Source organism: Nocardioides sp. NPDC051685 (assembly GCF_044453405.1).
Lineage (GTDB): Bacteria > Actinomycetota > Actinomycetes > Propionibacteriales > Nocardioidaceae > Nocardioides.
In genome coordinates, this window is record NZ_JBITCR010000001.1 from 793,044 (window position 1) to 816,595 (window position 23,552).

Sequence of the window (23,552 nt, forward strand, 5' to 3'; positions counted from 1 at the left end):
GGAGGGTTTGTGACGTCGCGGGTCAACCGGGCAGTGACTCATCTCGGAATCCCTGAAAGAGTTGAGTGGCAGTGGAGGCTGCCGACGAGATCTGCTGGTCATCGCAGCCGCAGATACGCAGGCACGTGCTGGCGACCGCGTTCGAAGATCTCCCGTCTGGGCTTTCGCCGAGGCTGCGCATGTTGATGGCGCTGTCGACGACCTGGATCAAGATCTCGCCCAGCCGCCGTTGTCCGATCAGGTCGACGATCGCCGGGCGAGCGATCGATGCCCCCAGACGCCCGTATCCATCGGCAAGCTCGACACGAGCATCGCGAAACTGCTCATAGACAGGGCTCTCGGTGACGTCGGGAAGCCGCGACAGCAGTCCGACGTTGTGCGGTGCTGCTTCAAGGGTGCCTACGTCCACCAGCGCGAGCAGATAGAGCGCGGTCTCGTGGGTCTCGGGCGGCACCAGGTGCTCGATCTTGGCGATATTGTCGACCGTCGGACGAACTGAGCGGTTCAGAAGCTCGGCGAGGATGTCGTCCTTGCCCGAGAAGTGATAGTAGAGGGATGCCTGCCTGATCCCGACCGCGTCGGCGATGTCCCTGGTCGAGGTTGCCGCGAAGCCGTGCCGAACGAACAGCAGAGCCGCCACATCGAGGATCTGCTCACGTGGGGCCGCGCTTCCTGCATAAGGAACATGGCGCGGGCGGCCCGCCCGACGATTGGGCGTGTTCCGGTGACGGTCGCTCATCACATGCACCTCCGAGAGTAAGACGAGCCGATCAGTTGGCTATCTTGCCTAGCCTGGCTAGCCATGTCAAGAGGATTGGACTGCCCAACCTAGGCAGGTTGCTACGCTGATCGCGTGAGCCTTGACCCTGACGACCCGCGGCCGCCGTACCAGCAGGTTGCCTCGTCACTGCGGGCCGCGATCCTGACGCGCAAGATCGGGCCAGGCGAAAAACTCCCTAGCCAGCACGAGCTCGCGGCGACGTACGGAGTGGCTCGCATGACCATCCAGCAGGCCCTGCGAATCCTCAAGGACGAGGGCCTCACGGTGTCGCGCCAGGGAAGCGGAGTCTTCGCACGTGCGCGCACCGAGCGGCCGGTTGGTCTGCGGCCACATATCGAGGCGGCATTCGAGGCTGAGAAGGTCACCATCGACTTTCTCGGCTACACCGCCGAGACCCTGCACGGTGTGATCTCTGAACCGCTGGACAAGGTCAGGACCGGCCGCCACACCCCGAAGTCCCTGCACATCCGACTGCTCCTCTCCGACATGAGTCGCCCGCTGTCGTTGCCCGTGCTGGCCAACAACCGGCCCGAAGACTCAGCCGCCGTGCGTGACCGGATGGCAGACATCAGCACACGTCACGCGGGCGCGATCCGCGAGACCGTCCAGGAGTTGGCCGACCTCGCCCTCATCCCCGAAGCAACTGTCGAGACCCGAGTCCACGGGACCGCGCCTTTGTTCAAGTGTTTCATCATCAACGACACCGACATGTTCTTCGGCTACTACCCCGTGGTTCCTCACGACGTCCGCATCGACGGAGAACTGGTGGCCATCCTCGACCCCATGGGCAAGGACGCATCGATGTTCCAATACACCGACGACGGTGACCCTGATTCGACCGACTCCCAGTTCGTGGCCCAGACCCGCGAATGGTTCAACAGCATCTGGAACACGATCGCGATCCCCCACCCGTGACAGCCCCCGCCGATCTGCTCGCCCGAGCCGACGCACTCCTGCTCGACTTCGACGGGCCCCTCGCCAGCCTCATGCCATCGCCGGTCAATGCACGCGCTGCAGACGCCGCACGGGCAGCCATCCCCGGAGTGTCGCTTCCTCCCGACGTTGCCTCCACCACCGATCATCTGGCGGTTCTCCGATACGTCGCCGAGCATCATGGTGACCTCACGGTCGCGGTCGAAAGTGCATGTACACGCGCCGAGATCGACGCTGCACGTCATTGCTCCGCGAGCGCTCACGCCGAGAACCTCGTTGAGTTCATCCACCGACGGAAGTTGCCTGCCGCGGTTGTCAGCAACAACTCGGAGGAGGCCGTCCGCGCATTCCTCGACCGCTATGGCTGGACCAATCACATCACCGCATTCGCTTGCCGCGACCCGCACGATGCCGACCGCTTGAAGCCGAGCCCGTTCCTGCTCGAACGTGCTCTCCGGGCCCTCGACGTCCGGCCATCCGCAGCTCTGTTCATCGGGGACACGCTCAGTGACGTTCAGGCAGCAGCCGCAGCCGGCGTACGCGTCCTCGCTCTTGCTAAAGATCCTCAACGCGAGAGAGAGCTCGCCGACGCCGGGGCGGACGCGGTTGCGAGCCTCACCGATCGGTCCGCGTTGTGACCTGCGCGCGTGGTTCGACGCCACGCCCGATACGTACGTCGGCTACGCCGGTCAACCTCGAGTGAAACGCTTCTAGAGACGGGTCGCGGTCTGGACCAGGGCGGCCAGGGCGAGCGAGCGGCTGTGCTGCGGCCAGGCGATGACCGTGGTGACCTCGGGAGCGTCGAGCACCGGGATGGTGACGATGCCGTGATGCTGCTCGGCGCGTGCGGACTCCGGCAGGACCGCGTACGCCCGGCCGAGCCCGATCAGCTGATAGAGCTGCGCGGAGTCGCGGACCTCCGGACCTGGGCCGTCCGCGAAGCCACCCCCTGACGGCCAGCGCATCGGCGGGAGGCCGGGGATGTCGTCGAGGTCGGCCATCCTCAGCTGCGGCCGGGTCGACCACGGATGGCTGGAGGGCAGGACCGCGACCTGGCCCTCGGTGAGCAGCTCTTCGGAGTCGAGCCCGTCGACGGAGTCGAACGGACGGTGCAGCAGCGCGACGTCGGCGCGGCCGTCGCGCAGCCTCGGCCCCTGCTGCCCGATGCCGCACAGGTCGACCTCGACCTTCACCGACCCCGGCTCCGCGGCGTAGGCGTCGAGCAGCTTGGTGAGGAGCTCGGTGGAGGCTCCGGCCTTGGAGACCAGGACCAGACCGGGCTCGTCGCCACTACCCGCGGCGCGACGGGTGCGACGCTCGGCGGCATCGACCGCGTCGAGCGCGGCGCGGGCCTCGGCGAGGAGCACCCGGCCGGCGTCGGTCAGCGTGACGCCTCGGCTGTTGCGCTCGAGCAGCGTGCCACCCAGACGCCGCTCGAGCTGGCTGATCGCGCGTGACAGCGGCGGCTGGGCGATCCCGAGGCGAGCGGCCGCGCGGCTGAAGTGAAGCTCCTCGGCGACCGCGACGAAGTAGCGAAGCTCCCGGGTCTCCATGGTCTCAACCCTAGCTCCGACCTGGGAACATACCTGCGCGGTATAGGCGCCCACCGAGACGATATTGGAGTGTTCCGCAGCCCCTGGCCAGGCTGGATGACATGAGCGAGAACACGATCGCGCTGGTCACCGGCGCAAACAAGGGAATCGGCTACGAGATCGCCGCGGGCCTCGGTGCGCGCGGCTGGAAGGTCGGCGTCGGCGCCCGCGACGAGGCCCGCCGGGAGGCCGCGGTGGAGAAGCTGCGCGCGAACGGCGCCGACGCCTTCGGGGTGCCGCTGGACGTGACCGACGACGCCAGCGTCGCGACCGCGGCCCGGTTGCTCGAGGAGCAGGGTGGCCTGGACGTACTCGTCAACAACGCCGGCGTCACCGGCGGCATGCCGCAGAACCCGACCGAGATCTCGATCGACCAGATGCGGGTCGCGGTCGAGACCAACGTCTTCGGCGTCGTCCGGGTCACCAACGCGATGCTGCCGCTGCTGCGGCGCTCCGCCTCGCCGAGGATCGTCAACATGTCCAGCAGCGTGGGCTCCCTCGCCCGGCAGACCGCGACGGACGACCCGCTGGCCGTGGGGCCGATCTCGGTGGCGTACAGCCCGACGAAGTCCTACCTCAACGCCGTCACCATCCAGTACGCCAAGGAGCTGCGCGACACGAACATCCTGATCAACCTCGGCTGCCCCGGGTTCGTGGCCACCGACCTGAACGGCTTCCGCGGCGTACGCACGCCCGAGGAGGGCGCTCGGATCGCGATCAGCCTCGCGACCCTGCCCGACGACGGCCCGACCGGCGGCTACTTCGAGGACGCCGGCCCCATTCCCTGGTGATTACATTCACGCGAAATCCAAGTACACGACGTCAAAGGAGGCCACGCTAGGGAGCGACTCGGGTCCTCTCGGACCTCTCGGAAAGATAGGAGCTCCACAGATGCGCCTCGTTCCACGTCCCGGGCGTCGCCTCGGCACGGTCATCGGTTCCCTCCTCGTCACGCTGGCGACCAGCCTGGTCGCCATCACCTCCACGGCCGCCCCCGCCCACGCCGACGCCTGCTACACCTGGAGCGGCACGCTCCAGCAGGGGTCCTCGGGCAACGCGGTCACCCAGCTGCAGATCCGGGTCGCCGGATGGGCGGCCTCCGGCACGATCTTCTCGATCGACGGGTCCTACGGCCCGGCGACCACGACCGCGGTCCGCAACTTCCAGGCCGCCTACGGGCTCTCCGCCGACGGCGTCGCGGGGACGAACACCTTCAACAAGCTGTACGCGCTCCAGGACGACGACTGCACCCCGATCCACTTCGACTGGAGCGAGGTCGACGACGTCTGCTACGGCGGCTGGCCGACCCCGATCTCCGGGGTGACGATCACGCAGGTGAAGGCCAACCTGATGCAGGCGATGTGGCGGGCCGAGGCGATCCGGCACCGGCTCGGCGACAACCCGCTGCGGGTGACCTCGGCCTACCGCTCCAAGGCGTGCAACGACGCCGTCGGCGGAGCCTCCAACAGCAACCACCTCTACGGCCGGGCGATGGATCTGGTGCCCGGCAGCAGCGCGACGACCATGTGTGGCATCGCGCGTGCCTCACGCCAGTCGTTCCCGCAGGTGCTCGGGCCGGGCTACCCCGACCACAGCGACCACATCCACCTCGGCATCCAGTCGAGCATCTACCAGAGCGCCTCGCAGTGCTTCTGAGGCCCTGATCAGGACATATCGGTGAGCTGGTCGGGATCGGCATCGGTCCCGACCAGCTCGCGAAGCTTGTCGTTGACGTCCCAGATCCCGACGTTCATGCCGGCGGTGACGGTCGCACCGCGCCGCCAGTAGGCGATGAACTCGTCACCCTCGGTGTCGCCGCGGAGCAGCACCTCGTCGTCGGGCGCGGAGCGGCCGACGTACTCCATCGAGAACTCGAACTGGTCGGTGAAGAAGTAGGGCTGCCAGTCGTAGACGCCGTCCTTCCCGAGCATCGTCCTGGCCGCCAGCCGGCCCTGCTTGATCGCGTTGTCCCAGTGCTCGACCCGCAGCGGTCCATGCACGGTGTGCGTCGCGAGCGCGACGTCACCCGCTGCGAAGACCCGAGGATCAGACGTACGCAGCCTCTCGTCGACGACGACGCCGTCGCCGACCTCGAGGCCGGCCTGCGCGGCCAGCTCCGTGGCCGGTGCGGCTCCGACGGCGACGAGCACGATGTCGGCGGGGATCTCGCCGGCACTGGTGCGTACGACTCCGGGCTCGATCGCCTCGACCGTCGTCCCGGTGTGGATCTCGACGCCGTGGCGGGTGTGCAGGGCGGCGACGTGCTCGGCGAGGGTCGGGCCGAGGACATTGAGCAGCGGCTGTGCGAGGGCTTCGATGACGACCGCCTTCCCGCCGAGGGCGGTGGCCGACGCCGCGACCTCGAGCCCGATCCAGCCGCCACCGACCGTGACGACCCTGGTGCCGGGCTGGATCGCGTCCTTGAGGTCGCGGGCGTCCTCGACGGTGCGGAGGGTCACCGCGTTCTCGATGCCGGGGATCGGGGGCGTCTTCGGGTCGGCGCCGGTGGCCAGGAGCAGTGTGCCGAAGGGAAGCTCCTCACCGTTGTCGAGGGTGACGGTGCCGTTGTCCAGGTCCAGGGCGGTCGCGGTGGTGCCGGTCAGGACGGTGACGTCATTCTCGGCGTACCACGCCTCGTCGTGGGAGAGCTTGAACTCCTTGGCGCCGGAGAGGAAGTCCTTGGAGAGCTGCGGTCGCTCATAGGGCAGCTCCGGCTCCTTCCCCACCAGGGTCAGGCGGCCGGCGTACCCCTCGTCACGAAGGGCCTCGATGGCGCTGACCGCCGCAAGACCAGCACCGATGACGACGATGTCCTCAATGTCCTCAGTTCCCATGACGCCATCGTCGCGCGGATCCGTCTGTCTATGAAGACCCGCGGACGGTCAGGGCGGGTTTCAGCATCACGCCGGGGGCGGCGTAGGACGGGGTGGCGAGCAGCTCCTCGAGGGCCTTGACCAGCTCGCGCGCGGCCTCCTCGAGCGGAGGACGTACGGAGGTGATGCCCGGCGGCACCGTCTGGGCCACCTGTGAGTCGTCGAAGCCGACGACCGCGATGTCCTCACCGAGGCGGAGTCTTCTTTCGAAGAGGGAGTGGAGCACCCCCATCGCGAGCGTGTCGGAGGCACAGACGAGCGCGGTCGGCTCGGTCTCGTCGAGGATCGCGTCGGCGGCGGCCTTGCCCGAGCTGATCGAGTCCTCGGTGCGCGAGGCCAGGCCGGTGGTCGAGAGACCGTGGGTGTGCATCGCGTGGATCCAGCCGCTCCTTCTCTCCTCACCGAGGAGCGAGTCCTTGTGCCAGCCGATCCAGGCGATCTTGGAATGGCCGCGCTCGATCAGGTGCTCGGTCGCGATCTCGGCGCCGTACGCGAGGTCGACGTCGACCCAGGGGTGCTTGGCGTCGGGCTGGGTCCACGGCCGCCCGAAGGAGACGAACCGCGCTCGCCGCGACTGCAGCCAGGTCGTCTGCTGGCCGCCGAGGTGGGTGTCGGTCACGACGAAGGCGTCGACCGCGGTCGACCGGAGCAGCTCGTCGTAGCCGTCGAGCGGGTCGGCGGGGTCACCGTAGAAGAGGAGCACGTGGTAGCCGGTCTCGGCCGCGGCCTCGACGAAGGAGTGCACGAACCGGTCCATCATCGCGTTGGCCGTGCCCTCCTGGAGGGCGGGCATCCGCAGGCCGATCAGGTGGCTCGCTCTGGTCCGCAGGCTCCGGGCGGCGCGGTTGGGCTGGTAGCCGAGCTTGTCGATCGCATCCTGCACCCGGGCCAAGGTGTCGGCACGCAGCAGATCGGGGTTGTTGACCGCGTTGGACACCGTCTGCCGGGACACGCCGGCCAGCTCCGCGACGTCCGCCAGGGTCGGCGGAGCGGCCGAGATATGACCGCCGGAACGCGGCACCGCCACGCTCTGCCTCCCTTGATGCCGATGTGGAACTCTGGATCGTTCCAAGCCATGGTAACCAAGCATGACCCGTCGCGATCCTATCGGTCCCAGAACTGTCGGTGCTGTGCTCTAGGTTGCTGACCATGGCTACCGCTCGTTCGTCCAAACGCGCCACCTACCGCTGCTCCGAGTGTGGGTGGGAGACCGCGAAGTGGGTCGGCCGCTGCGGCGAGTGCCAGGCCTGGGGGTCGGTCGCCGAGACGGCAGCCCCGATCGGACGTACGCAGGCTGCCCCCGTCTCCACCGCGGCGGTGCCGATCGGCAAGGTGTCGGTGACCGAGTCGGAGCGGCGTACGTCGGGGGTGCCGGAGCTCGATCGCGTCCTCGGCGGCGGGCTGGTGCCCGGGGCCGCGATCCTGCTGGCCGGCGAGCCGGGCGTCGGGAAGTCGACGTTGCTGCTCGAGGTGGCGGCGCAGACGGCGCGCTACGGGCGCCGGGCGCTGTATGTGACCGGTGAGGAGTCGGCCTCGCAGGTGCGCCTGCGGGCCGACCGGACCAACGCGATCCAGGACGAGCTCTACCTCGCCGCCGAGACCGACCTCGGGGCGGTGCTGACCCACATCGAGGAGAGCCGGCCCGAGCTCATCGTCGTCGACTCCGTGCAGACCATCGGCGCCTCCGGCGTCGAGGGGGTTCCCGGCGGGGTCACCCAGGTGCGCGAGGTGGCGGCGGCGCTGATCAGGGTGGCCAAGACCCGCAACATCACCACCGTCGTGGTCGGGCACGTGACCAAGGACGGCGCGATCGCCGGGCCGCGGGTGCTCGAGCACCTGGTCGACGTGGTCCTCCACTTCGAGGGTGCCCGCGACTCCCGTTTCCGGATGGTGCGGGCGATGAAGAACCGCTTCGGCCCGGTCGACGAGGTGGGCTGCTTCGACCTGTCCTCGGAGGGCATCGTGGCGGTCACCGATCCGTCGGGCCTCTTCGTCGAGACCCATCACGTCTCGGTCCCCGGCACGTGCGTCACCGTCACGATGGAGGGCCGCCGGCCGCTGCTCGCCGAGATCCAGGCGCTGACCGTGCTCGGTGCGGAGGAGCGGGCGAAGCGTACGACCTCGGGGTTGGACGGCTCCCGGCTCGCGATGATCCTCGCCGTGCTGCAGCGCCACGCGCGGGTCGGCCTCTCCGGTCGCGACGTCTTCGCCTCGACCGTCGGCGGGGCCCGGATCAGCGACCCGGCCGCCGACCTGGCGATGGCGCTCTCGGTGGCGTCGAGCCACACCGGCACGCCGACGCCACGCGGGGTGGTGGCGCTCGGCGAGATCGGCCTCGCCGGCGAGCTGCGGCGGGTGCGCGATCTCGACCAGCGGCTCTCCGAAGCGGCGCGGCTCGGGTTCACGGTCGCGGTCGTTCCCGCCGACCCCGGGGCGCCGGTGCCCAACCGCCCCAACGAGCGCGAAGTCGACGGGATGCGTGTCTTTGAGGTGCACAGCATCAGTGCTGCGCTGGAATTCCTGCGCTTGGTGTGATCGGCTTGGTGACTCGTGGCCGAACGTTCTCGGCATTACGGTTGGATCCACGGTTAGAATCACCTCATCCCACTCCGAAAGGATTCTCGTGCCCGCCGACCGCACCGCGGACTCCATCCGACTGCGCGAGACGCTTGCTCTGATCGCGCCCGGGACGCCGCTGCGTGACGGGCTCGAGCGCATCCTTCGCGGCCGGACCGGCGCGCTGATCGTGCTCGGCCACGACAAGATGGTCGACGGCATCTCGACCGGTGGCTTCACCCTCGACGTCCCGTTCACCTCCACCGGCCTGCGCGAGCTTGCCAAGATGGATGGGGCGATCATCGTCGACGACTCGCTGAGCCGCATCGTGCAGGCCGCCGTCCACCTGATGCCCGACCACACCATCCCCTCGACCGAGACCGGCACCCGGCACCGCACCGCCGACCGGGTCGCGAAGCAGACCGGTCACCCGGTGATCTCGGTGTCCCAGTCGATGCAGATCATCGCTGCGTACGTCGGGGAGACCCGCCACGTCCTCGAGGACTCCGGCCAGATCCTCTCCCGCGCCAACCAGGCGCTGGCGACCCTGGAGCGCTACAAGCTGCGGCTCGACGAGGTGGCCTCGACCCTGTCGGCGCTGGAGATCGAGGATCTGGTGACCGTGCGCGACGTGGCCGTCGTGGCCCAGCGCCTGGAGATGGTCACCCGTATCGCCCGCGAGATCGAGGACTACGTGCTCGAGCTCGGCACCGACGGCCGGCTGCTGTCCCTCCAGCTGGAGGAGCTCATCACCGGCGTCGACGCTGAGCGCGAGATGGTCATCCGCGACTACCTCCCCCGCGGCCGGCGCGCGCGTTCGCCCGAAGAGCTGCTCGCCGAGCTCGAGGCGCTCAACTCCGCCGAGCTCGTCGACCCCGCCGCCACCGCCCGGGTCCTTGGCCTGACCACCTCCGACGCCCTGGACGGCGCCGTAGCCCCGCGCGGCTACCGCCTCCTCGCCAAGGTCCCCCGCCTCCCACCCGCCGTCGTCGACCGCCTCGTCGACCACTTCGGCACCCTCCAGAAGCTCCTCTCCGCCAGCGTCGACGACCTCCAGGCCGTCGAGGGCGTCGGCGAGCTCCGCGCCCGCTCCGTACGCGAAGGCCTCTCCCGCCTCGCCGAGTCCACCATCCTCGAGCGCTACGTCTGACCCCCCCCTGCCGAGACGTCACTTACGTCGGCCGAGACGTCACTTACGTCGGTCGAGTTGGCACGAGCTGCCAACTCGACCGTCCTAGTTGACGTCTCGGCCGTCCTAGTTGACGTCTCGGCTATCTGGTGACCGGAGAGTCGGGTTCCGTACGCGACAGGGCGGTGCCGGGCTTGTAGAGGCCGAAGGTGGCCGAGGCAGGTTCGCCACCGAGGGCGGCGGCGACGATCACGAAGAAGTTCGGCTTCACCCACGGGCCGTGACCGGTGCACTCGCCGGCGACGACGCGGCGGCCGGTCCAGGTGAGGGGCAGGGTGGTGACCACGTCGCGGCGTACGACGATCTCCTTGGTCGGCACCGCCTTGGGACAGTCGACCGTGGACCAGACCAGGTCACCGCCCTTCTGCGAGATCCGCACCTGAAGGGCGTCGGCGGACAGCTTCCACGTGCACGCCGACGCCTTCACCGTGCGCAGTTGCAGCGGGATGGTGACGTTGTCGTAGGAGTAGCCGTCGGAGACGGCGGGCTCGACGACGATGTCGGAAGGCGAGCATTCGCCGGCCGGCTCCGGCGGCGCGCTGCTCTTCGGCTTCTTGGGCTTTCCCGCGTTGCCCGCGTTGCCCGCCTTCTTCGACGGCGTCGCGCTGGGCGTCGGCGTGACCGTCACGGTCGCCGTCGGCTCGTCGGCCACAGGCTTGGCAGTGTCGTCGACCCCGTCGGAACCGCTGAGGAAGAAACGTGAGATCCCGACGATCAGGAGCAGGACGATGCCGAGCACCGCCAGCCGTCGGCGCCAGTAGACCGAGGCCGGCAGTCGTCCTCCAGTCCTTCTCGCACGGGCCATAGGCGACACCGTAATGACCTCGCGCGCAGGTTTCGGGGTGCCACTCCGTGACAATACCTGTCGCACGGCACAATCTGGGTGTGACCGATCTGCACGACGCCGTTCTGGACTGGTACGACGCCAACGCCCGCGACCTCCCCTGGCGCTCCGCGACCGCGACACCGTGGTCGGTGATGGTCAGCGAGTTCATGCTCCAGCAGACCCCGGTCTCCCGCGTGCTCCCGGTCCACGAGGCCTGGCTGGAACGCTGGCCGACCCCCGCCGACCTGGCCGCGGAGCCGACCGGCGAGGCCGTCCGCGCCTGGGGGCGCCTCGGCTATCCCCGTCGAGCGCTGCGGCTGCACGCGGCCGCCACCGCGATCGTCGAACACCACGGCGGCGAGGTCCCCGACTCCTATGACGAGCTCATCGCACTCCCCGGCGTGGGCGACTACACCGCGGCGGCGATCGCCACCTTCGCCTACGGCAAGCGCCACGTGGTCCTCGACACAAACGTACGCCGGGTCTTCGCCAGGACGCTCAGCGGCGTCGAGTTCCCCGCGCAGTCGGTGAACAAAGCCGAGCGCGAGCTGGCCGCCGCCGTGCTCCCCCAGGACGAGCCCACCGCCGCCACCTGGTCCGTCGCCGTCATGGAGCTCGGTGCCCTCATCTGCACGGCCGCCAACCCGTCCTGCGCCCGCTGCCCCGTCGCGAACCTGTGCGCTTGGCGCGCCGCCGGCCACCCGGCGTACGACGGCCCTCCCCGCAAGGTCCAGACCTGGGCCGGCACCGACCGCCAGTGCCGAGGCCGCCTGCTGGCCGTTCTCCGCGACGCCGACTCCCCCGTCCACCGCAGCCGTCTCGACGTCGTCTGGTCCGACGAGACCCAACGCAAACGAGCCCTGGAGGGCCTCCTGAAGGACAATCTGGCCACCGAGGTAGAACCAGACTTCTTCGCCCTCCCCTAACCCCGCCGAGAAGTCAGTTTCTGACCGCGAAAGGTCACTTTCTGGCGTACGACAAAAGAAGCAACGCCGAGTGGCCAGAATTTCTGACCACTCGGCGTCGATAACTGACTTCTCGACGTCAGAAAGTGACTACTCGCCTTCGGTGGGCTTCGGCTTCTCGATGTTGATCGGCTCGTCCTGGTCGGGGAGCTCGATATCGGCCACCGTCGCGCCCTCGAGAGGGGGAACGTCCGGGATGGAGGAGCGCTTCTGACCCTCGAAGGTGAACTTCGCGGCAGCACCCTCACCCTCGACGCCCACGAGGACGATCGAGCCGGGGCCGATGTCGCCGTAGAGCATCTTCTCGGCGAGCACGTCCTCGATCTCGCGCTGCACCGTGCGGCGCAGCGGGCGAGCGCCCAGGACCGGGTCGAAGCCTCGCGTGGCGAGCAGCTCCTTCGCGGCCGTGGTGAGCTCGATGCCCATGTCGCGGTCCTTGAGGCGGATCTCGACGGAAGCGATCATGTTGTCGACCATCGAGATGATCTGCTCCTTCGACAGCGGCGGGAACACGATCACCTCGTCGACACGGTTGAGGAACTCCGGACGGAAGTGCTGCTTGAGCTCGTCGGAGACCTTCGACTTCATCTTCTCGTAGGAGCCCGCGACGTCGCTGGCCTGGGAGAAGCCCAGGTTGACCGACTTCGCGATGTCCCGGGTGCCGAGGTTGGTGGTCATGATGATGACGGTGTTCTTGAAGTCGACCACGCGGCCCTGGGAGTCGGTCAGGCGACCTTCCTCCAGGATCTGCAGCAGCGAGTTGAAGATGTCCGGGTGGGCCTTCTCGACCTCGTCGAAGAGAACCACGGAGAACGGCTTGCGGCGCACCTTCTCGGTGAGCTGGCCACCCTCCTCGTAGCCGACGTAGCCCGGAGGCGAACCGAAGAGCCGCGAGACGGTGTGCTTCTCGCCGAACTCCGACATGTCGAGCTGGATCAGCGCGTCCTCGTCGCCGAAGAGGAACTCGGCGAGCGTCTTGGACAGCCAGGTCTTACCGACACCGGAGGGACCGGCGAAGATGAACGAACCGCCGGGGCGCTTCGGGTCCTTCAGACCGGCACGCGTACGCCGGATGGCACGGGACAGGGCCTTGACCGCCTGGTCCTGGCCGATGACGCGCTTGTGGAGCTCCTCCTCCATGCGGAGCAGTCGCGCGGACTCCTCCTCGTTGACCTGCACGATCGGGATGCCGGTCGCCACGGCGAGAACCTCGGCGATCAGCTCCTCGTCGACCTCGGCGACCTCGTCCATGTCGCCGGCACGCCAGGCCTTCTCACGCTCGGCCTTCTTGGCGATGAGCTGCTTCTCCTCATCGCGCAGACGGGCTGCCGCCTCGAAGTCCTGGCCGTCGATCGCGGCCTCCTTGCGCTGACGGACGTCGGCGATCTTGTCGTCGTACTCCCGCAGGTCGGCGGGGGCCGTCATCCGGCGGATCCGCAGGCGCGAGCCGGCCTCGTCGATCAGGTCGATCGCCTTGTCCGGCAGGAAGCGGTCGGAGATGTAACGGTCAGCCATGGTGACCGCCGAGACCAGGGCCTCGTCGGTGATCGTCACCCGGTGGTGGGCCTCGTAGCGGTCGCGGATGCCCTTGAGCATCTCGATCGCGACCGCGATCGACGGCTCGGGCACCTGGATCGGCTGGAAACGACGCTCGAGAGCGGCGTCCTTCTCCAGGTATTTCCGGTATTCGTCGAGCGTGGTCGCACCGATGGTCTGCAGCTCACCGCGGGCCAGCATCGGCTTCAGGATGCTCGCCGCGTCGATGGCGCCCTCGGCCGCACCGGCACCGACGAGGGTGTGGATCTCGTCGATGAACAGCACGATGTCGCCGCGGGTCTTGATCTCCTTGAGCACCTTCTTGAGACGCTCCTCGAAGTCACCGCGGTAGCGCGAACCGGCCACCAGCGCACCCAGGTCGAGCGTGTAGATCTGCTTGTCCTTGAGCGTCTCGGGGACGTTGCCCTTGACGATGTCCTGGGCCAGCCCCTCGACGATCGACGTCTTGCCGACGCCGGGCTCACCGATGAGGACCGGGTTGTTCTTCGTACGCCGCGACAGCACCTGCATCACGCGCTCGATCTGGGCCTCGCGACCGATGATCGGGTCGAGCTTGCCCTCGCGGGCGTCCTGGGTCAGGTTGCGGCCGAACTGGTCGAGCACGAGGCTGGACGAAGGAGCCTCGGTCGAGGTGGTGCCGGTCGACGCGGTGGCACCGGAGGTGCCGGACTGGCCCTCCTTGCCCTGGAAGCCCGAGAGCAGCTGGATGACCTGCTGGCGGACCCGGTTGAGGTCGGCGCCGAGCTTCTGCAGCACCTGGGCGGCGACGCCCTCACCCTCACGGATCAGGCCGAGCAGGATGTGCTCGGTGCCGATGTAGGAGTGGCCGAGCTGCAGCGCCTCGCGCAGGGACAGCTCGAGCACCTTCTTGGCACGCGGCGTGAACGGGATGTGCCCGGACGGCGCCTGCTGGCCCTGGCCGATGATCTCCTCGACCTGGTTGCGCACCGCCTCGAGCGAGATGTCGAGGGACTCGAGGGCCTTGGCAGCAACGCCCTCGCCCTCGTGGATCAGGCCGAGCAGGATGTGCTCGGTCCCGATGTAGTTGTGGGAGAGCATGCGGGCCTCTTCCTGGGCCAGCACGACCACCCGGCGGGCTCGGTCAGTGAACCGCTCGAACATGTACGCATCTCTCCTAAGAATTCTGGGGCGTCACCAAGATTCAACCCCGAAGACAGCCTACGCGTTCCCGACAACACAACGCGATCCGTGCGCTGAGAGCGAACACGCGTTCCGTAGGCCGGACAGCGCCGCCGGCGGCGGACCACACACAAAGGCGGCTGCCGCGCCCCGGAGGGCGCGGCAGCCGCTCGTTCGCTGCGGTGAGACCCGCTGGTCAGTGAGCCGCTTCGAAAGCCGCCCTGACGTCGGCCGGAATGCGACCGCGGTCGGGGACGGTGTAGCCGTTGGCCTTGCCCCACTCACGCATGACCTTCGGGGTCGACCCACCGGCGGCGGGTGCCTTCTTGGCGCTCCCACGACGACCGCTCACCTTCTGCGCGTGGCCGACGAAGAGAGCGAGAGAGTCACGAAGCTTTGCCGCATTGGCATCGCTGAGATCAATCTCGTAGGACGTGCCGTCCAGGGCAAAAGACACCGTCTCTGCAGCTTCCGAGCCGTCGATGTCATCCTCGAGGATGATCTGAACCTTCTTAGCCATGTTCCTACCTTCACTGCTCTTCACCCGGAAACGGGCCGAATATAGCCATCGCCGTTAAGCGAGATGCCCATAGCATTACATACGATCCAGATGAATCAACAGGGCGCCATACTGAAAATACTAACGAAGGACATTTCGCTGGAATATGAGCTCCAGCCCTTGCATCGTCAGCCACGGAGAATGCGTCGAGAAACATTTACTCTCGCCCAGAACGAACTCCGCGAGATAGCCGGTCGCAATCACCGTCACCTCATCGGCGGAGACATCCAGCTCCGCGATGATCCGGGCGACCAGACCCTCGACCTGCGCGGCGACTCCGAAGACCATTCCGGACTGCAGCGCCTCGACCGTGTTCTTGGCGATCACCGACCGCGGACGGGCGAGCTCGACCTTCCGGAGCTGGGCTCCTCGCCGCCCCAGAGCCTCCAGCGACAGCTCGATCCCGGGCAGGATCGCACCACCTACGTACTGGCCGGCGGTGTTGACGACGTCGAAGGTCGTCGCCGTCCCGCCGAAGTCGACCACGATCGCGGGGCCGCCGTGGAGCGTCACAGCCGCGACCGCGTTGGCGATCCGGTCGGTGCCGACCTCGCGCGGGTTGTCCATGAGGATCGGGATGCCGGAGCGTACGCCCGGCTCCACCACCACGCTCTCGACCGAGCCCAGGTGGCGGGCGATCATCTCGCGCCACTCGTGCAGCACCGAGGGCACGGTCGCGCAGATCACGATCCCGGAGATGCCCGCCACCAGCGAGTCGCCCATGGTCCCCCGCAGCAACGCCCACCACTCGTCGGCGGTGCGGTGCTCGAGCGTGGAGACCCGCCAGTCCGCGGACACGACGCTATCGGCGATCAGCCCGAGAACCGTGTGGCTGTTGCCGATGTTGACCGCGAGCAGGGACATGGCGGGACGCCTCAGCCCTCGGACAGGTCGAAGCCGATGTCGAAGACCTTCACCGAGTGGGTCAGCGCACCGACGGAGAGATAGTCGACACCGGTCTCGGCGACCTCGCGGGCACGGTCCAGCGTCAGCCCGCCGGAGGCCTCGAGCACCGCACGGCCGGCGGTGATCTCGACGGCCTCCTTCATCATCGCGGTCGACATGTTGTCGAGCATGATCCGGCCGCAACCGGCTTCGAGGAGGGCGGTGAGCTCCTCGAGCGTGGTCACCTCGACCTCGATCGGCACGTCCGGATAGGCGAACTTCACGGCCTCGTAGGCCTGCACCGCGCCGCCCGCGGCGACGATGTGGTTGTCCTTGACCAGCGCCATGTCGGAGAGCGACATCCGATGGTTGGCGCCGCCGCCGCAACGGACGGCGTACTTCTCCAGCGCCCGGAAGCCCGGCAGGGTCTTGCGGGTGTCGAGGACCTGAGCGCCGGTGCCCTCCAGAGCCTCGGTCCACGCCGCGACGCCGGTGGCGACACCGGATAGGTGGGAGGCGTAGTTGAGAGCCGTACGCTCCGCGGTCAGCAGCCCGCGGGTCGGCCCGGCGATCCGCATGATGACGTCGCCGGCCTCCACCTTGGACCCGTCCTTGACGCGGTCGGTGACGGTGACGTGATCACCCATGACGTACGCGAAGACGAGCTCGGCCACGCCGAGGCCGGCCACCACGCCGTCCTCCCGGGCGGCGAAGACGCCGATCCCGGTCGAGTCGGGGGCGATCGTGGCCACGGAGGTCACGTCCTCACTGGGCATGTCACCTGGAGCGGCCGAGGGCAGGTCCTCGTCGAGAGCGAGCTCGACGGCGTCGTAGACCTCGCCGGCGTCCAGGCCGGCGTTGGTCAGCTCGTCGCGCAGCGGCTGCGGGATCTCGTCGAAGGGCACGCGTCGGATGGTCATCAGGCTCCTGCCATGGTGGACTGCGTTGAATTTTTCTGGGTCGGGTCGGTCGCTGGGGCCGGGGTGAAGCTGACGACAGTCTCGCCGTCCCGGAGCCGAACGTCGAAGTGGCCGGCGAACCCGGCGTCGTCGCGCTCGGCGAAGTCCTCGCGCCAGTGGGACCCGCGGGTCTCCTCACGCAGCAGCGCCGCCTTCGCCAGCGCGAGCGAGACGGTCAGCAGGTTGGTCGCCTCCCAGGCCGCCGGGTCGATCTCGGCCGCCGGGGTGCGCCCGAGCTGCTCGAGCTCGTCGACCGCCTCGGCGAGACCGGTCGCGTTGCGGAGCACGCCGACCTTGGTCGTCATCGTCTCCTGCAGCTGCTTGAGCGCGTCGCCGGGGACGAGCACCCGACCGGCGCCAGGGGCAGGATCCTCGAGCTGACGCAGCTCGCCGGGCAGCACCTCGGCGATCCGGCGCGAGAAGACCAGCCCCTCGAGCAGCGAGTTGGAGGCGAGCCGGTTGGCGCCGTGGACGCCGCTGCAGGCGACCTCACCGGTGGCGTAGAGCCCGGGGACGTTCGAACGTCCCCACAGGTCGGTGCGTACGCCGCCCGAGGCGTAGTGGCACGCCGGCGCGACGGGGATCAGGTCGGTGGACGGGTCGACGCCGTGCTGCTCGCAGGAGGCGAGAATGTTGGGGAAGCGCTTCTCCCAGAACTCGCGGCCGAGGTGACGGGCGTCGAGCCACATGTTGGGGTGGCCGGTCTCGAGCATCCGCTTCATGATCGCCTTGGAGACGATGTCACGCGGCGCGAGGTCGCCGAGCTCGTGCACGCCCTCCATGAGCCGGTCGCCGTCCCAGTCCACCAGGAAGGCGCCCTCGCCGCGTACGGCCTCGGAGATCAGCGGCTGCTGACCGCGGGAGTCCTCACCGAGATACATCACGGTCGGGTGGAACTGGACGAACTCGAGGTCGCGCAGCGTCGCACCGGCCCGCAGCGCGATCGCCATCCCGTCGGCGGTGGCGACGGCGGGGTTGGTGGTCTGGGAGAAGACCTGGCCGAGGCCACCGGAGGCCAGCACGACGGCCCGGGTACGCACGATCCCGACGCCGTCGGCATCGCCCTCGCCCATCACGTGGATGGTCAGCCCGGCCACGCCACCGTCGGCGGCGGTCAGCAGGTCGACGACCATGGCGTGCTCGAAGACCAGGATCTCGGGAGCGCGCCGGACCGCCTCCATCAGCGCGCGCTGGATCTCGGCGCCGGTCGCGTCGCCGTCGGCGTGCGCGATCCGGTCGCGGCGATGCCCGCCCTCGCGGGTCAGCGACAGGTTGCCGTCAGGGTCCTTGTCGAAGTCGGCACCCCACTCGATCAGCTCACGGACCGCCTCGGCGCCCTCACCGACCAGGACGCGTACGGCCTCCAGATCGCACGCCCCGGCGCCGGCCACGAGCGTGTCCGCCTCGTGCTGAGCAGGGGTGTCACCCTCGCCGAGGGCCGCCGCGATGCCGCCCTGGGCCCACTGCGTCGAGCCGGCCTGGAGGACGTCCTTGGTGACGACCGCGACCCGCTCGACCTGGTCCTTCAGCCGTAGCGCCGCGGTCAGACCGGCGATCCCCGAGCCCACCACGATCACGTCCGCCCACTCGGTCCAGCCCGGGTCGCGGGCGGAGAGCAGCTCGATATTCATAACGGCACGCTACTGCGTGAGAACGAGCGGCCCACGCATCTGGTCGGTCCCTGGAACCGGCTCGCTCCTGTCCGAGCCGAGCGCGACGACGTGGTTGGCCTCGTCGACGTGCACGACATGCGGCTCGAAGGCGCGAGCCTCCTCGGTGGTCATCTGCGCGTACGCGATGAGGATGACCAGGTCGCCGGGGTGGACCAGGTGGGCGGCGGCGCCGTTGATACCGAGTACGCCGCTGCCGCGCTCGCCTGCGATCGTGTAGGTCTCCAGCCGGGCACCGTTGGTGATGTCGACGATGGAGACCAGCTCGCCGGGGAGGATGTCCGCGGCGTCGAGGAGGTCGGCGTCGACGGTGACCGAGCCGACGTAGTGGAGGTCTGCCTGGGTGACCGTGGCGCGGTGGATCTTGCCGGTCATCATGGTGCGCAGACGAGTCATCGGGATGCTCCGATCGTGAGGCTCATGTTGTCGATGAGTCGGGTCGTGCCGACCCGGGCGGCGATGAGGATCCGGGCTTCGGTGGCCGGCTCCGGGTTGGTGGGCAGTGCAGCCAGAGCAGGGTCGGTGACCACGAGGTAATCGACGTCGACCCCCTTCGCCCGGCGCAGCTCGGCGCGGGCCGCGTGGAGCGCGGCGTCGACACCGTGCTCGGCCTCGCGCTGCGCGGCGTAGAGCGCCCGCGACAGCGTCGTCGCCTCCTCCCGCTGCTCGGGCGAGAGGTAGCGGTTGCGCGAGGAGAGGGCCAGGCCGTCGGGGTCCCGCTGCGTCGGTGCGCCGATCACGTCGACGCCGAGGCACAGGTCGGCCGACATCCGGCGGATCAGCGCGAGCTGCTGGTAGTCCTTCTCACCGAAGACGGCGACGTCGGCCTTGACCAGCCCGAACAGCTTCGCGACGACGGTGAGCACACCGCCGAAGTGGCCCGGCCGGGTCTTGCCCTCGAGCACGTCGGCGAGCGGTCCGGGGGCCACGGTGACCTGCGGATCACCACCCGGGTAGACCTCGTCCACCGACGGCGCGAAGACGACGTCGACGCCCTCCCGCTCGCAGACCTCGAGGTCCGCCTCGAGCGTGCGCGGGTAGCGGTCGAGGTCCTCGCCCGCGCCGAACTGCAGCGGGTTGACGAAGATCGACACCACGACAGGGCCGCCGCCGACCCGCTCGCGGGCTACGCGCATCAGCGAGGCGTGGCCCTCGTGGAGTGCGCCCATCGTGGGCACGAACCCGACGGGGGTGCCTTCGCGGCGGGCGGAGTCGAGGAGCTTCGCGAGCTCCTCGCGGGTGGAGGCGAGAACGGTCATCACTGGTTCCAGAGGTGGGCGGGCCGCGGCAGCGGCTGCACGGCAGCACGGTCCGCCTCGTCGAGCAGGTTCTTGATCTTGAGCGCCCGGATGGGCAGCAGCCGCCCGTCGGAGACGGCGCGGTCGAGCGTGGCCCGCGCCATGGAGACGTACGACGCCAGGGTCTGCGGAGCGTTGGTGCGGATGTCGTCGAGGTGGGCGGCCACCGTGCCGACGTCGCCGCGGACGATCGGGCCGGTCAGCGCCGCGTCGCCGTGGTCCAGGGCGTTGTCGAGGGCGGCGGTCAGCAGCGGACGCAGCGTGCCGGCGGGGTCGGTCGCGCCGGCGGCGGCGAGGATCTCCATCGCCTCGGTGACCAGGGTGACCAGATGGTTCGCGCCGTGGGCGAGACCGGCGTGGTAGAGCGTCCGCATCTCCTCGGGCACCCACATCGGCTTGCCACCGAGGTCGTGGACCAGCGCCTCGGCGAAGGCCCGGTCGGCAGGCGTGGCGGCGGTCAGGCCGAAGACGCAGCCGGACAGACGGCCGAGGTCGACCGACGTGCCGGAGAACGTCATCGCCGGGTGGACGGCCATCACGTGGGCGCCGATCGCGGCGGCCGGCTCGAGGATCGCCAGGCCGTGGCGGCCGGAGGTGTGGGCGACGTACATCCCCGGTCGGATCGCACCGGCATCGACCATCGTCCGGACGACGTTGCCGAGCATGTCGTCGGGGACGGTGAGAAGAAGGAGGTCGCAGGCGCGGGCGACGGCGGTCGGCTTCTCGACCGGGACACCCGGGAGAAGCGAGGCGATGCGTGCGCGAGAGGCGTCGGACTCTCCGGCGACCGCGACGATCTCATGGCCGGCGGACCGAAGTGCTGCTGCAAGGACGGCCCCGACGCGACCCGCGCCGACGACGCCCACCCTGAGTGGGTTCATGGTTGTAGACCTTTCGTTCCAGTCCCTCCGACCACTCCCCCGTGTGAGCGGAGCCGGGATGGGTACCAGACGTTGTGCCTGCCTGCTCAGCCACCGTGACCGAGCCGAAACAAAGGTACGCCGCCGGTCACCCTTCCGAAACATCAAGCTGGCGTGACTGCCATCACACCGGCGGCGGCCATGCCGCGGATCACACGCTGAACCAACGGCTGGGTATCACCTCTCCCCCAGCATTGGAGTCATCCGCGAGCATCGTGGAAGAATCCACCCCTCCTCGTCATCTACCTAGGGGTTAGAGTTCAGTGCTTCGTAACGTTGCCGTGCTGCTTGCCGGCGGTGTGGGCTCCCGTGTGGGTCTCGACATCCCGAAGCAGCTCATCAAGATCGCAGGGATGCCGATCATGGAGCACACCCTCGGCGTGCTCGACCGCCACCCGGAGATCGACGAGATCATCATCCTGATGGCCCCCGGCCACCTCGACGCCGTGCACGCGATGACCCGAGACGGCCGCTACCCGAAGGTCTCCAAGATCCTCGAGGGTGCCGAGACCCGCAACGAGACGACCAAGCGCGCCCTGGCCGCCCTCCCCGAGGGCGAGGACTGCAACGTACTCCTCCACGACGCCGTGCGTCCGCTGCTCAGCGAGGACGTGATCACCGACTGCTTCAAGGCGCTGGTGACCTACCAGGCCGTCGACGTGGCGATCCCGTCCGCGGACACGATCATCGAGCTCAACGACGACAACACCATCGCGCAGATCCCGGACCGCTCGCGGCTGCGCCGCGGCCAGACCCCGCAGGCCTTCCTCGCCTCGACCCTGAAGCGGGCCTACGAGATCGCCGACCAGGACCCGAAGTTCAAGGCGACCGACGACTGCAGCGTCGTGCTGAAATACCTGCCCGACACCAAGATCTGGGTGGTCGACGGCCACGAGCAGAACATGAAGGTCACCGAGCCGATCGACGTCTACATCGCCGACAAGCTCTTCCAGCTCACCGCTCACCAGCAGTTCCCGCAGAAGGCCGAGGCCGACTACCGGGCCGCCCTCGAGGGCAAGAACATGGTCGTCTTCGGCGGCAGCTACGGCATCGGCGCCGACATCGCGGAGCTGGCCGAGTCCTTCGGCGCCAACGTCGCCTCCTACAGCCGCTCGGCCACCAACACCGACGTCGCCAAGCGGGCCGACATCGTCGCCGCGGCGGCCGACGCCGGCAAGCGCTTCGGCTCGATCGACTTCGTGGTCAACACGGCCGGTGTGCTGCCGCGTGGCGAGCTCGCCACCGTGTCCGAGGAGACGATCTACAACGCGACCGAGATCAACTACATCGCGCCGGTCCTGATCGCCCAGGAGTTCTTCCCCTACCTCGCCCGCGCGAAGGGGTCGCTGCTCTTCTTCACCTCGAGCTCCTACACCCGCGGTCGCCGCGGCTACGCGCTCTACTCCTCCGCCAAGGCGGCCACCGTCAACCTGACCCAGGCGCTCGCCGACGAGTGGGCCGACCAGGGCGTACGCGTCAACGCGATCAACCCCGAGCGCACCGCGACCCCGATGCGCACCAAGGCGTTCGGTCAGGAGCCGTCGCACACGCTCCTGGAGTCGAAGGCGGTCGCCCGGGCGTCGCTGGAGACCCTGATCGCGTCGAGCACCGGCCACGTCATCGACCTGCGCCGCATCGACCCGATCCAGGAGGCCCTGGACGCCGCGGCGGGGAACTGACCAGATGACCAGCGCCCCGACCAGCGCCCCGGCCAGCGCCTCGACCGCCCCCGCGGACACCGCCCCCGCCGCCTCCGAAACAGCTCCCGCACCCAAGAAGGCCGTACGCCGCTCCCGGCTCGGCGCGCTCGACGCGCTCCGGTTCCTCGCGGCAGCCGTCGTCGTGGGCTACCACCTGACCGGGATCTCGACCCCCTACTGGGGCGTCGACCCCCGCGAGGTCTTCCCGACCCTCAACCACGTCACCCGCTACGGCTACCTCGGCGTGGAGCTCTTCTTCATCATCAGCGGCTTCGTCATCCTGATGACCGCGTGGGGACGGGACCTGCCCCGCTTCGTCTCCTCCCGCGTCGCCCGGCTGTTCCCGGCCTACTGGGTCGCGGTGATCATCACGCTGATCCTCCAGGCCTACTGGAAGGGCGGGCGCGACCAGGGCTTCGTGGGCGGCCTGATCAACATGACGATGACCCAGGACGCCTGGGACGTACTCAGTGCCCAGGGTGCGTTCTGGACGCTCTGGATCGAGCTCAAGTTCTACCTGCTGATCGGGATCTTCCTGCTCCTGGGGATCACCAAGCAGCGGGTCATCGCGGTCGTCTTCCTGTGGCCGCTGATCGCCCAGATCGCCCGTGCGACCGACTCCGGTGTGCTCAACTCGCTGCTCTTCGCCGAGTACGCGCCGTTCTTCGCGATGGGCATGGCGCTGTTCCTGATCTACCGGTTCGGCAACTCGTTCATCGCCTGGCTCGCGGTGGCCTACAACGTGATCCTCGGCATCCGCCAGGCGACGGACTACGCCGACCGGGCGACGGAGCTCGTCGGCGCCACCGTCTCGCCGGCGGTCACCGGCTGGGCGATCGTGGCGTTCGCGGCGCTCGTCTGGCTCGTCTCGGCCGGCCCGTTGGGCCGGGTGGAGGCGCGCTTCCTGACGACGCTCGGGGCGTTGACGTACCCGCTCTACCTGATCCACGCGCAGTTCGCGTTCTGGGTGATCGACACGTTCCACGGCCGCTACGACGAGTACGTCGTCCTGGCCGCCGCGGTGTCGACCGCCCTCGTGCTGGCCATCGCGCTCCACTACCTCGTCGAGCGCCGCCTGCACGATCCGGTGCGCGACGCCGTCTTGCGCGGATTACGAGAGACGCCGCTTCAACAGCGCTAATGTCGCTC

The 23,552-nt window shown here is 68.8% G+C and carries 22 protein-coding genes; 9 read left to right on the forward strand and 13 right to left on the reverse strand.

The features are described 5' to 3' along the window. Positions 1-22: 22 nt before the first annotated feature. Positions 23-739, reverse strand: coding sequence for a TetR/AcrR family transcriptional regulator (locus ACIA03_RS03855; protein WP_396979414.1), 717 nt, complete (start codon positions 737-739; stop codon positions 23-25). A gap of 114 nt (positions 740-853) precedes the next feature. Between ACIA03_RS03855 and ACIA03_RS03860 the strand changes: the two genes are divergently transcribed. Together ACIA03_RS03860 and ACIA03_RS03865 are read left to right on the forward strand one after the other, a co-directional pair. Beyond that, a complete protein-coding gene (locus tag ACIA03_RS03860; protein ID WP_396979416.1) occupies positions 854-1,696 on the forward strand; it encodes a GntR family transcriptional regulator in 843 nt (280 codons plus the stop codon). Beyond that, the gene (locus ACIA03_RS03865; protein WP_396979418.1) at positions 1,693-2,352 is read left to right on the forward strand and encodes an HAD family hydrolase; all 660 of its coding nucleotides are present in this window, start codon (positions 1,693-1,695) and stop codon (positions 2,350-2,352) included. The genes ACIA03_RS03860 and ACIA03_RS03865 overlap by 4 nt, the downstream gene beginning before the upstream one ends. A 72-nt stretch (positions 2,353-2,424) precedes the next feature. Here ACIA03_RS03865 and ACIA03_RS03870 read toward each other — a convergent pair whose 3' ends face one another. Further along, positions 2,425-3,267, reverse strand: a complete 843-nt coding sequence (locus ACIA03_RS03870) for a LysR family transcriptional regulator (RefSeq protein WP_396979420.1) — start codon at positions 3,265-3,267, stop codon at positions 2,425-2,427. A gap of 101 nt (positions 3,268-3,368) precedes the next feature. Here ACIA03_RS03870 and ACIA03_RS03875 point away from each other — a divergent pair, with 101 nt between their 5' ends. Together ACIA03_RS03875 and ACIA03_RS03880 are read left to right on the forward strand one after the other, a co-directional pair. After that, positions 3,369-4,097: an SDR family oxidoreductase gene (locus ACIA03_RS03875; protein WP_396979422.1), complete on the forward strand. Its 729-nt coding sequence runs from the start codon at positions 3,369-3,371 to the stop codon at positions 4,095-4,097. Between the two features lie 100 nt (positions 4,098-4,197). Then, positions 4,198-4,962, forward strand: coding sequence for a D-Ala-D-Ala carboxypeptidase family metallohydrolase (locus tag ACIA03_RS03880; protein ID WP_396979424.1), 765 nt, complete (start codon positions 4,198-4,200; stop codon positions 4,960-4,962). A gap of 8 nt (positions 4,963-4,970) precedes the next feature. On the opposite strand, the gene ACIA03_RS03885 is transcribed toward ACIA03_RS03880, so the two are convergent. Next, positions 4,971-6,140 carry an NAD(P)/FAD-dependent oxidoreductase gene (locus tag ACIA03_RS03885; protein ID WP_396979426.1) on the reverse strand — a complete coding sequence of 390 codons (1,170 nt, stop codon included), beginning with the start codon at positions 6,138-6,140 and terminating at the stop codon, positions 4,971-4,973. Between the two features lie 28 nt (positions 6,141-6,168). After that, positions 6,169-7,206 (reverse strand): LacI family DNA-binding transcriptional regulator, encoded by a 1,038-nt coding sequence (locus ACIA03_RS03890; RefSeq protein ID WP_160026416.1) that lies wholly within the window; start codon positions 7,204-7,206, stop codon positions 6,169-6,171. 122 nt (positions 7,207-7,328) lie between these two features. On the opposite strand from ACIA03_RS03890, the gene radA reads away from it, so the two are divergent. Continuing rightward, on the forward strand, positions 7,329-8,714 hold the full coding sequence (gene radA / locus ACIA03_RS03895; RefSeq protein WP_396979429.1) for a DNA repair protein RadA: 1,386 nt from the start codon (positions 7,329-7,331) through the stop codon (positions 8,712-8,714). An 88-nt stretch (positions 8,715-8,802) separates the two neighbouring features. Continuing rightward, a complete protein-coding gene (disA, locus tag ACIA03_RS03900) occupies positions 8,803-9,885 on the forward strand; it encodes a DNA integrity scanning diadenylate cyclase DisA (RefSeq protein WP_052693162.1) in 1,083 nt (360 codons plus the stop codon). Between the two features lie 121 nt (positions 9,886-10,006). Here the strand turns inward: disA and ACIA03_RS03905 are convergent, their stop codons facing one another. Continuing rightward, the gene (locus ACIA03_RS03905; protein ID WP_396979431.1) at positions 10,007-10,729 is read right to left on the reverse strand and encodes a hypothetical protein; all 723 of its coding nucleotides are present in this window, start codon (positions 10,727-10,729) and stop codon (positions 10,007-10,009) included. 74 nt (positions 10,730-10,803) lie between these two features. Between ACIA03_RS03905 and ACIA03_RS03910 the strand changes: the two genes are divergently transcribed. Further along, on the forward strand, positions 10,804-11,676 hold the full coding sequence (locus ACIA03_RS03910) for an A/G-specific adenine glycosylase (RefSeq protein ID WP_396979885.1): 873 nt from the start codon (positions 10,804-10,806) through the stop codon (positions 11,674-11,676). 129 nt (positions 11,677-11,805) lie between these two features. Here the strand turns inward: ACIA03_RS03910 and ACIA03_RS03915 are convergent, their stop codons facing one another. The 8 genes from ACIA03_RS03915 to ACIA03_RS03950 form a co-directional block, all read right to left on the reverse strand. Beyond that, the gene (locus ACIA03_RS03915; RefSeq protein ID WP_396979433.1) at positions 11,806-14,394 is read right to left on the reverse strand and encodes an ATP-dependent Clp protease ATP-binding subunit; all 2,589 of its coding nucleotides are present in this window, start codon (positions 14,392-14,394) and stop codon (positions 11,806-11,808) included. 214 nt (positions 14,395-14,608) lie between these two features. After that, entirely contained in the window at positions 14,609-14,956 is a 348-nt protein-coding gene (locus ACIA03_RS03920) for an Lsr2 family protein (protein WP_396979435.1), read from the reverse strand. A 96-nt stretch (positions 14,957-15,052) separates the two neighbouring features. Beyond that, on the reverse strand, positions 15,053-15,835 hold the full coding sequence (locus ACIA03_RS03925) for a type III pantothenate kinase (RefSeq protein ID WP_396979436.1): 783 nt from the start codon (positions 15,833-15,835) through the stop codon (positions 15,053-15,055). 11 nt (positions 15,836-15,846) lie between these two features. Continuing rightward, on the reverse strand, positions 15,847-16,776 hold the full coding sequence (nadC, locus tag ACIA03_RS03930) for a carboxylating nicotinate-nucleotide diphosphorylase (protein WP_396979438.1): 930 nt from the start codon (positions 16,774-16,776) through the stop codon (positions 15,847-15,849). Then, on the reverse strand, positions 16,776-18,446 hold the full coding sequence (locus ACIA03_RS03935) for an L-aspartate oxidase (RefSeq protein ID WP_396979439.1): 1,671 nt from the start codon (positions 18,444-18,446) through the stop codon (positions 16,776-16,778). The genes nadC and ACIA03_RS03935 overlap by 1 nt, the downstream gene beginning before the upstream one ends. A 9-nt stretch (positions 18,447-18,455) precedes the next feature. After that, on the reverse strand, positions 18,456-18,881 hold the full coding sequence (panD, locus tag ACIA03_RS03940) for an aspartate 1-decarboxylase (RefSeq protein ID WP_396979441.1): 426 nt from the start codon (positions 18,879-18,881) through the stop codon (positions 18,456-18,458). Beyond that, positions 18,878-19,744: a pantoate--beta-alanine ligase gene (panC, locus tag ACIA03_RS03945; RefSeq protein ID WP_396979443.1), complete on the reverse strand. Its 867-nt coding sequence runs from the start codon at positions 19,742-19,744 to the stop codon at positions 18,878-18,880. The genes panD and panC overlap by 4 nt, the downstream gene beginning before the upstream one ends. Further along, entirely contained in the window at positions 19,744-20,664 is a 921-nt protein-coding gene (locus ACIA03_RS03950) for a Rossmann-like and DUF2520 domain-containing protein (RefSeq protein ID WP_396979445.1), read from the reverse strand. The genes panC and ACIA03_RS03950 overlap by 1 nt, the downstream gene beginning before the upstream one ends. Before the next feature lie 302 nt (positions 20,665-20,966). Here ACIA03_RS03950 and ACIA03_RS03955 point away from each other — a divergent pair, with 302 nt between their 5' ends. Together ACIA03_RS03955 and ACIA03_RS03960 are read left to right on the forward strand one after the other, a co-directional pair. Next, entirely contained in the window at positions 20,967-22,382 is a 1,416-nt protein-coding gene (locus ACIA03_RS03955; protein ID WP_396979447.1) for an SDR family NAD(P)-dependent oxidoreductase, read from the forward strand. Between the two features lie 4 nt (positions 22,383-22,386). After that, a complete protein-coding gene (locus ACIA03_RS03960) occupies positions 22,387-23,544 on the forward strand; it encodes an acyltransferase family protein (RefSeq protein ID WP_396979449.1) in 1,158 nt (385 codons plus the stop codon). Positions 23,545-23,552: the final 8 nt, after the last annotated feature.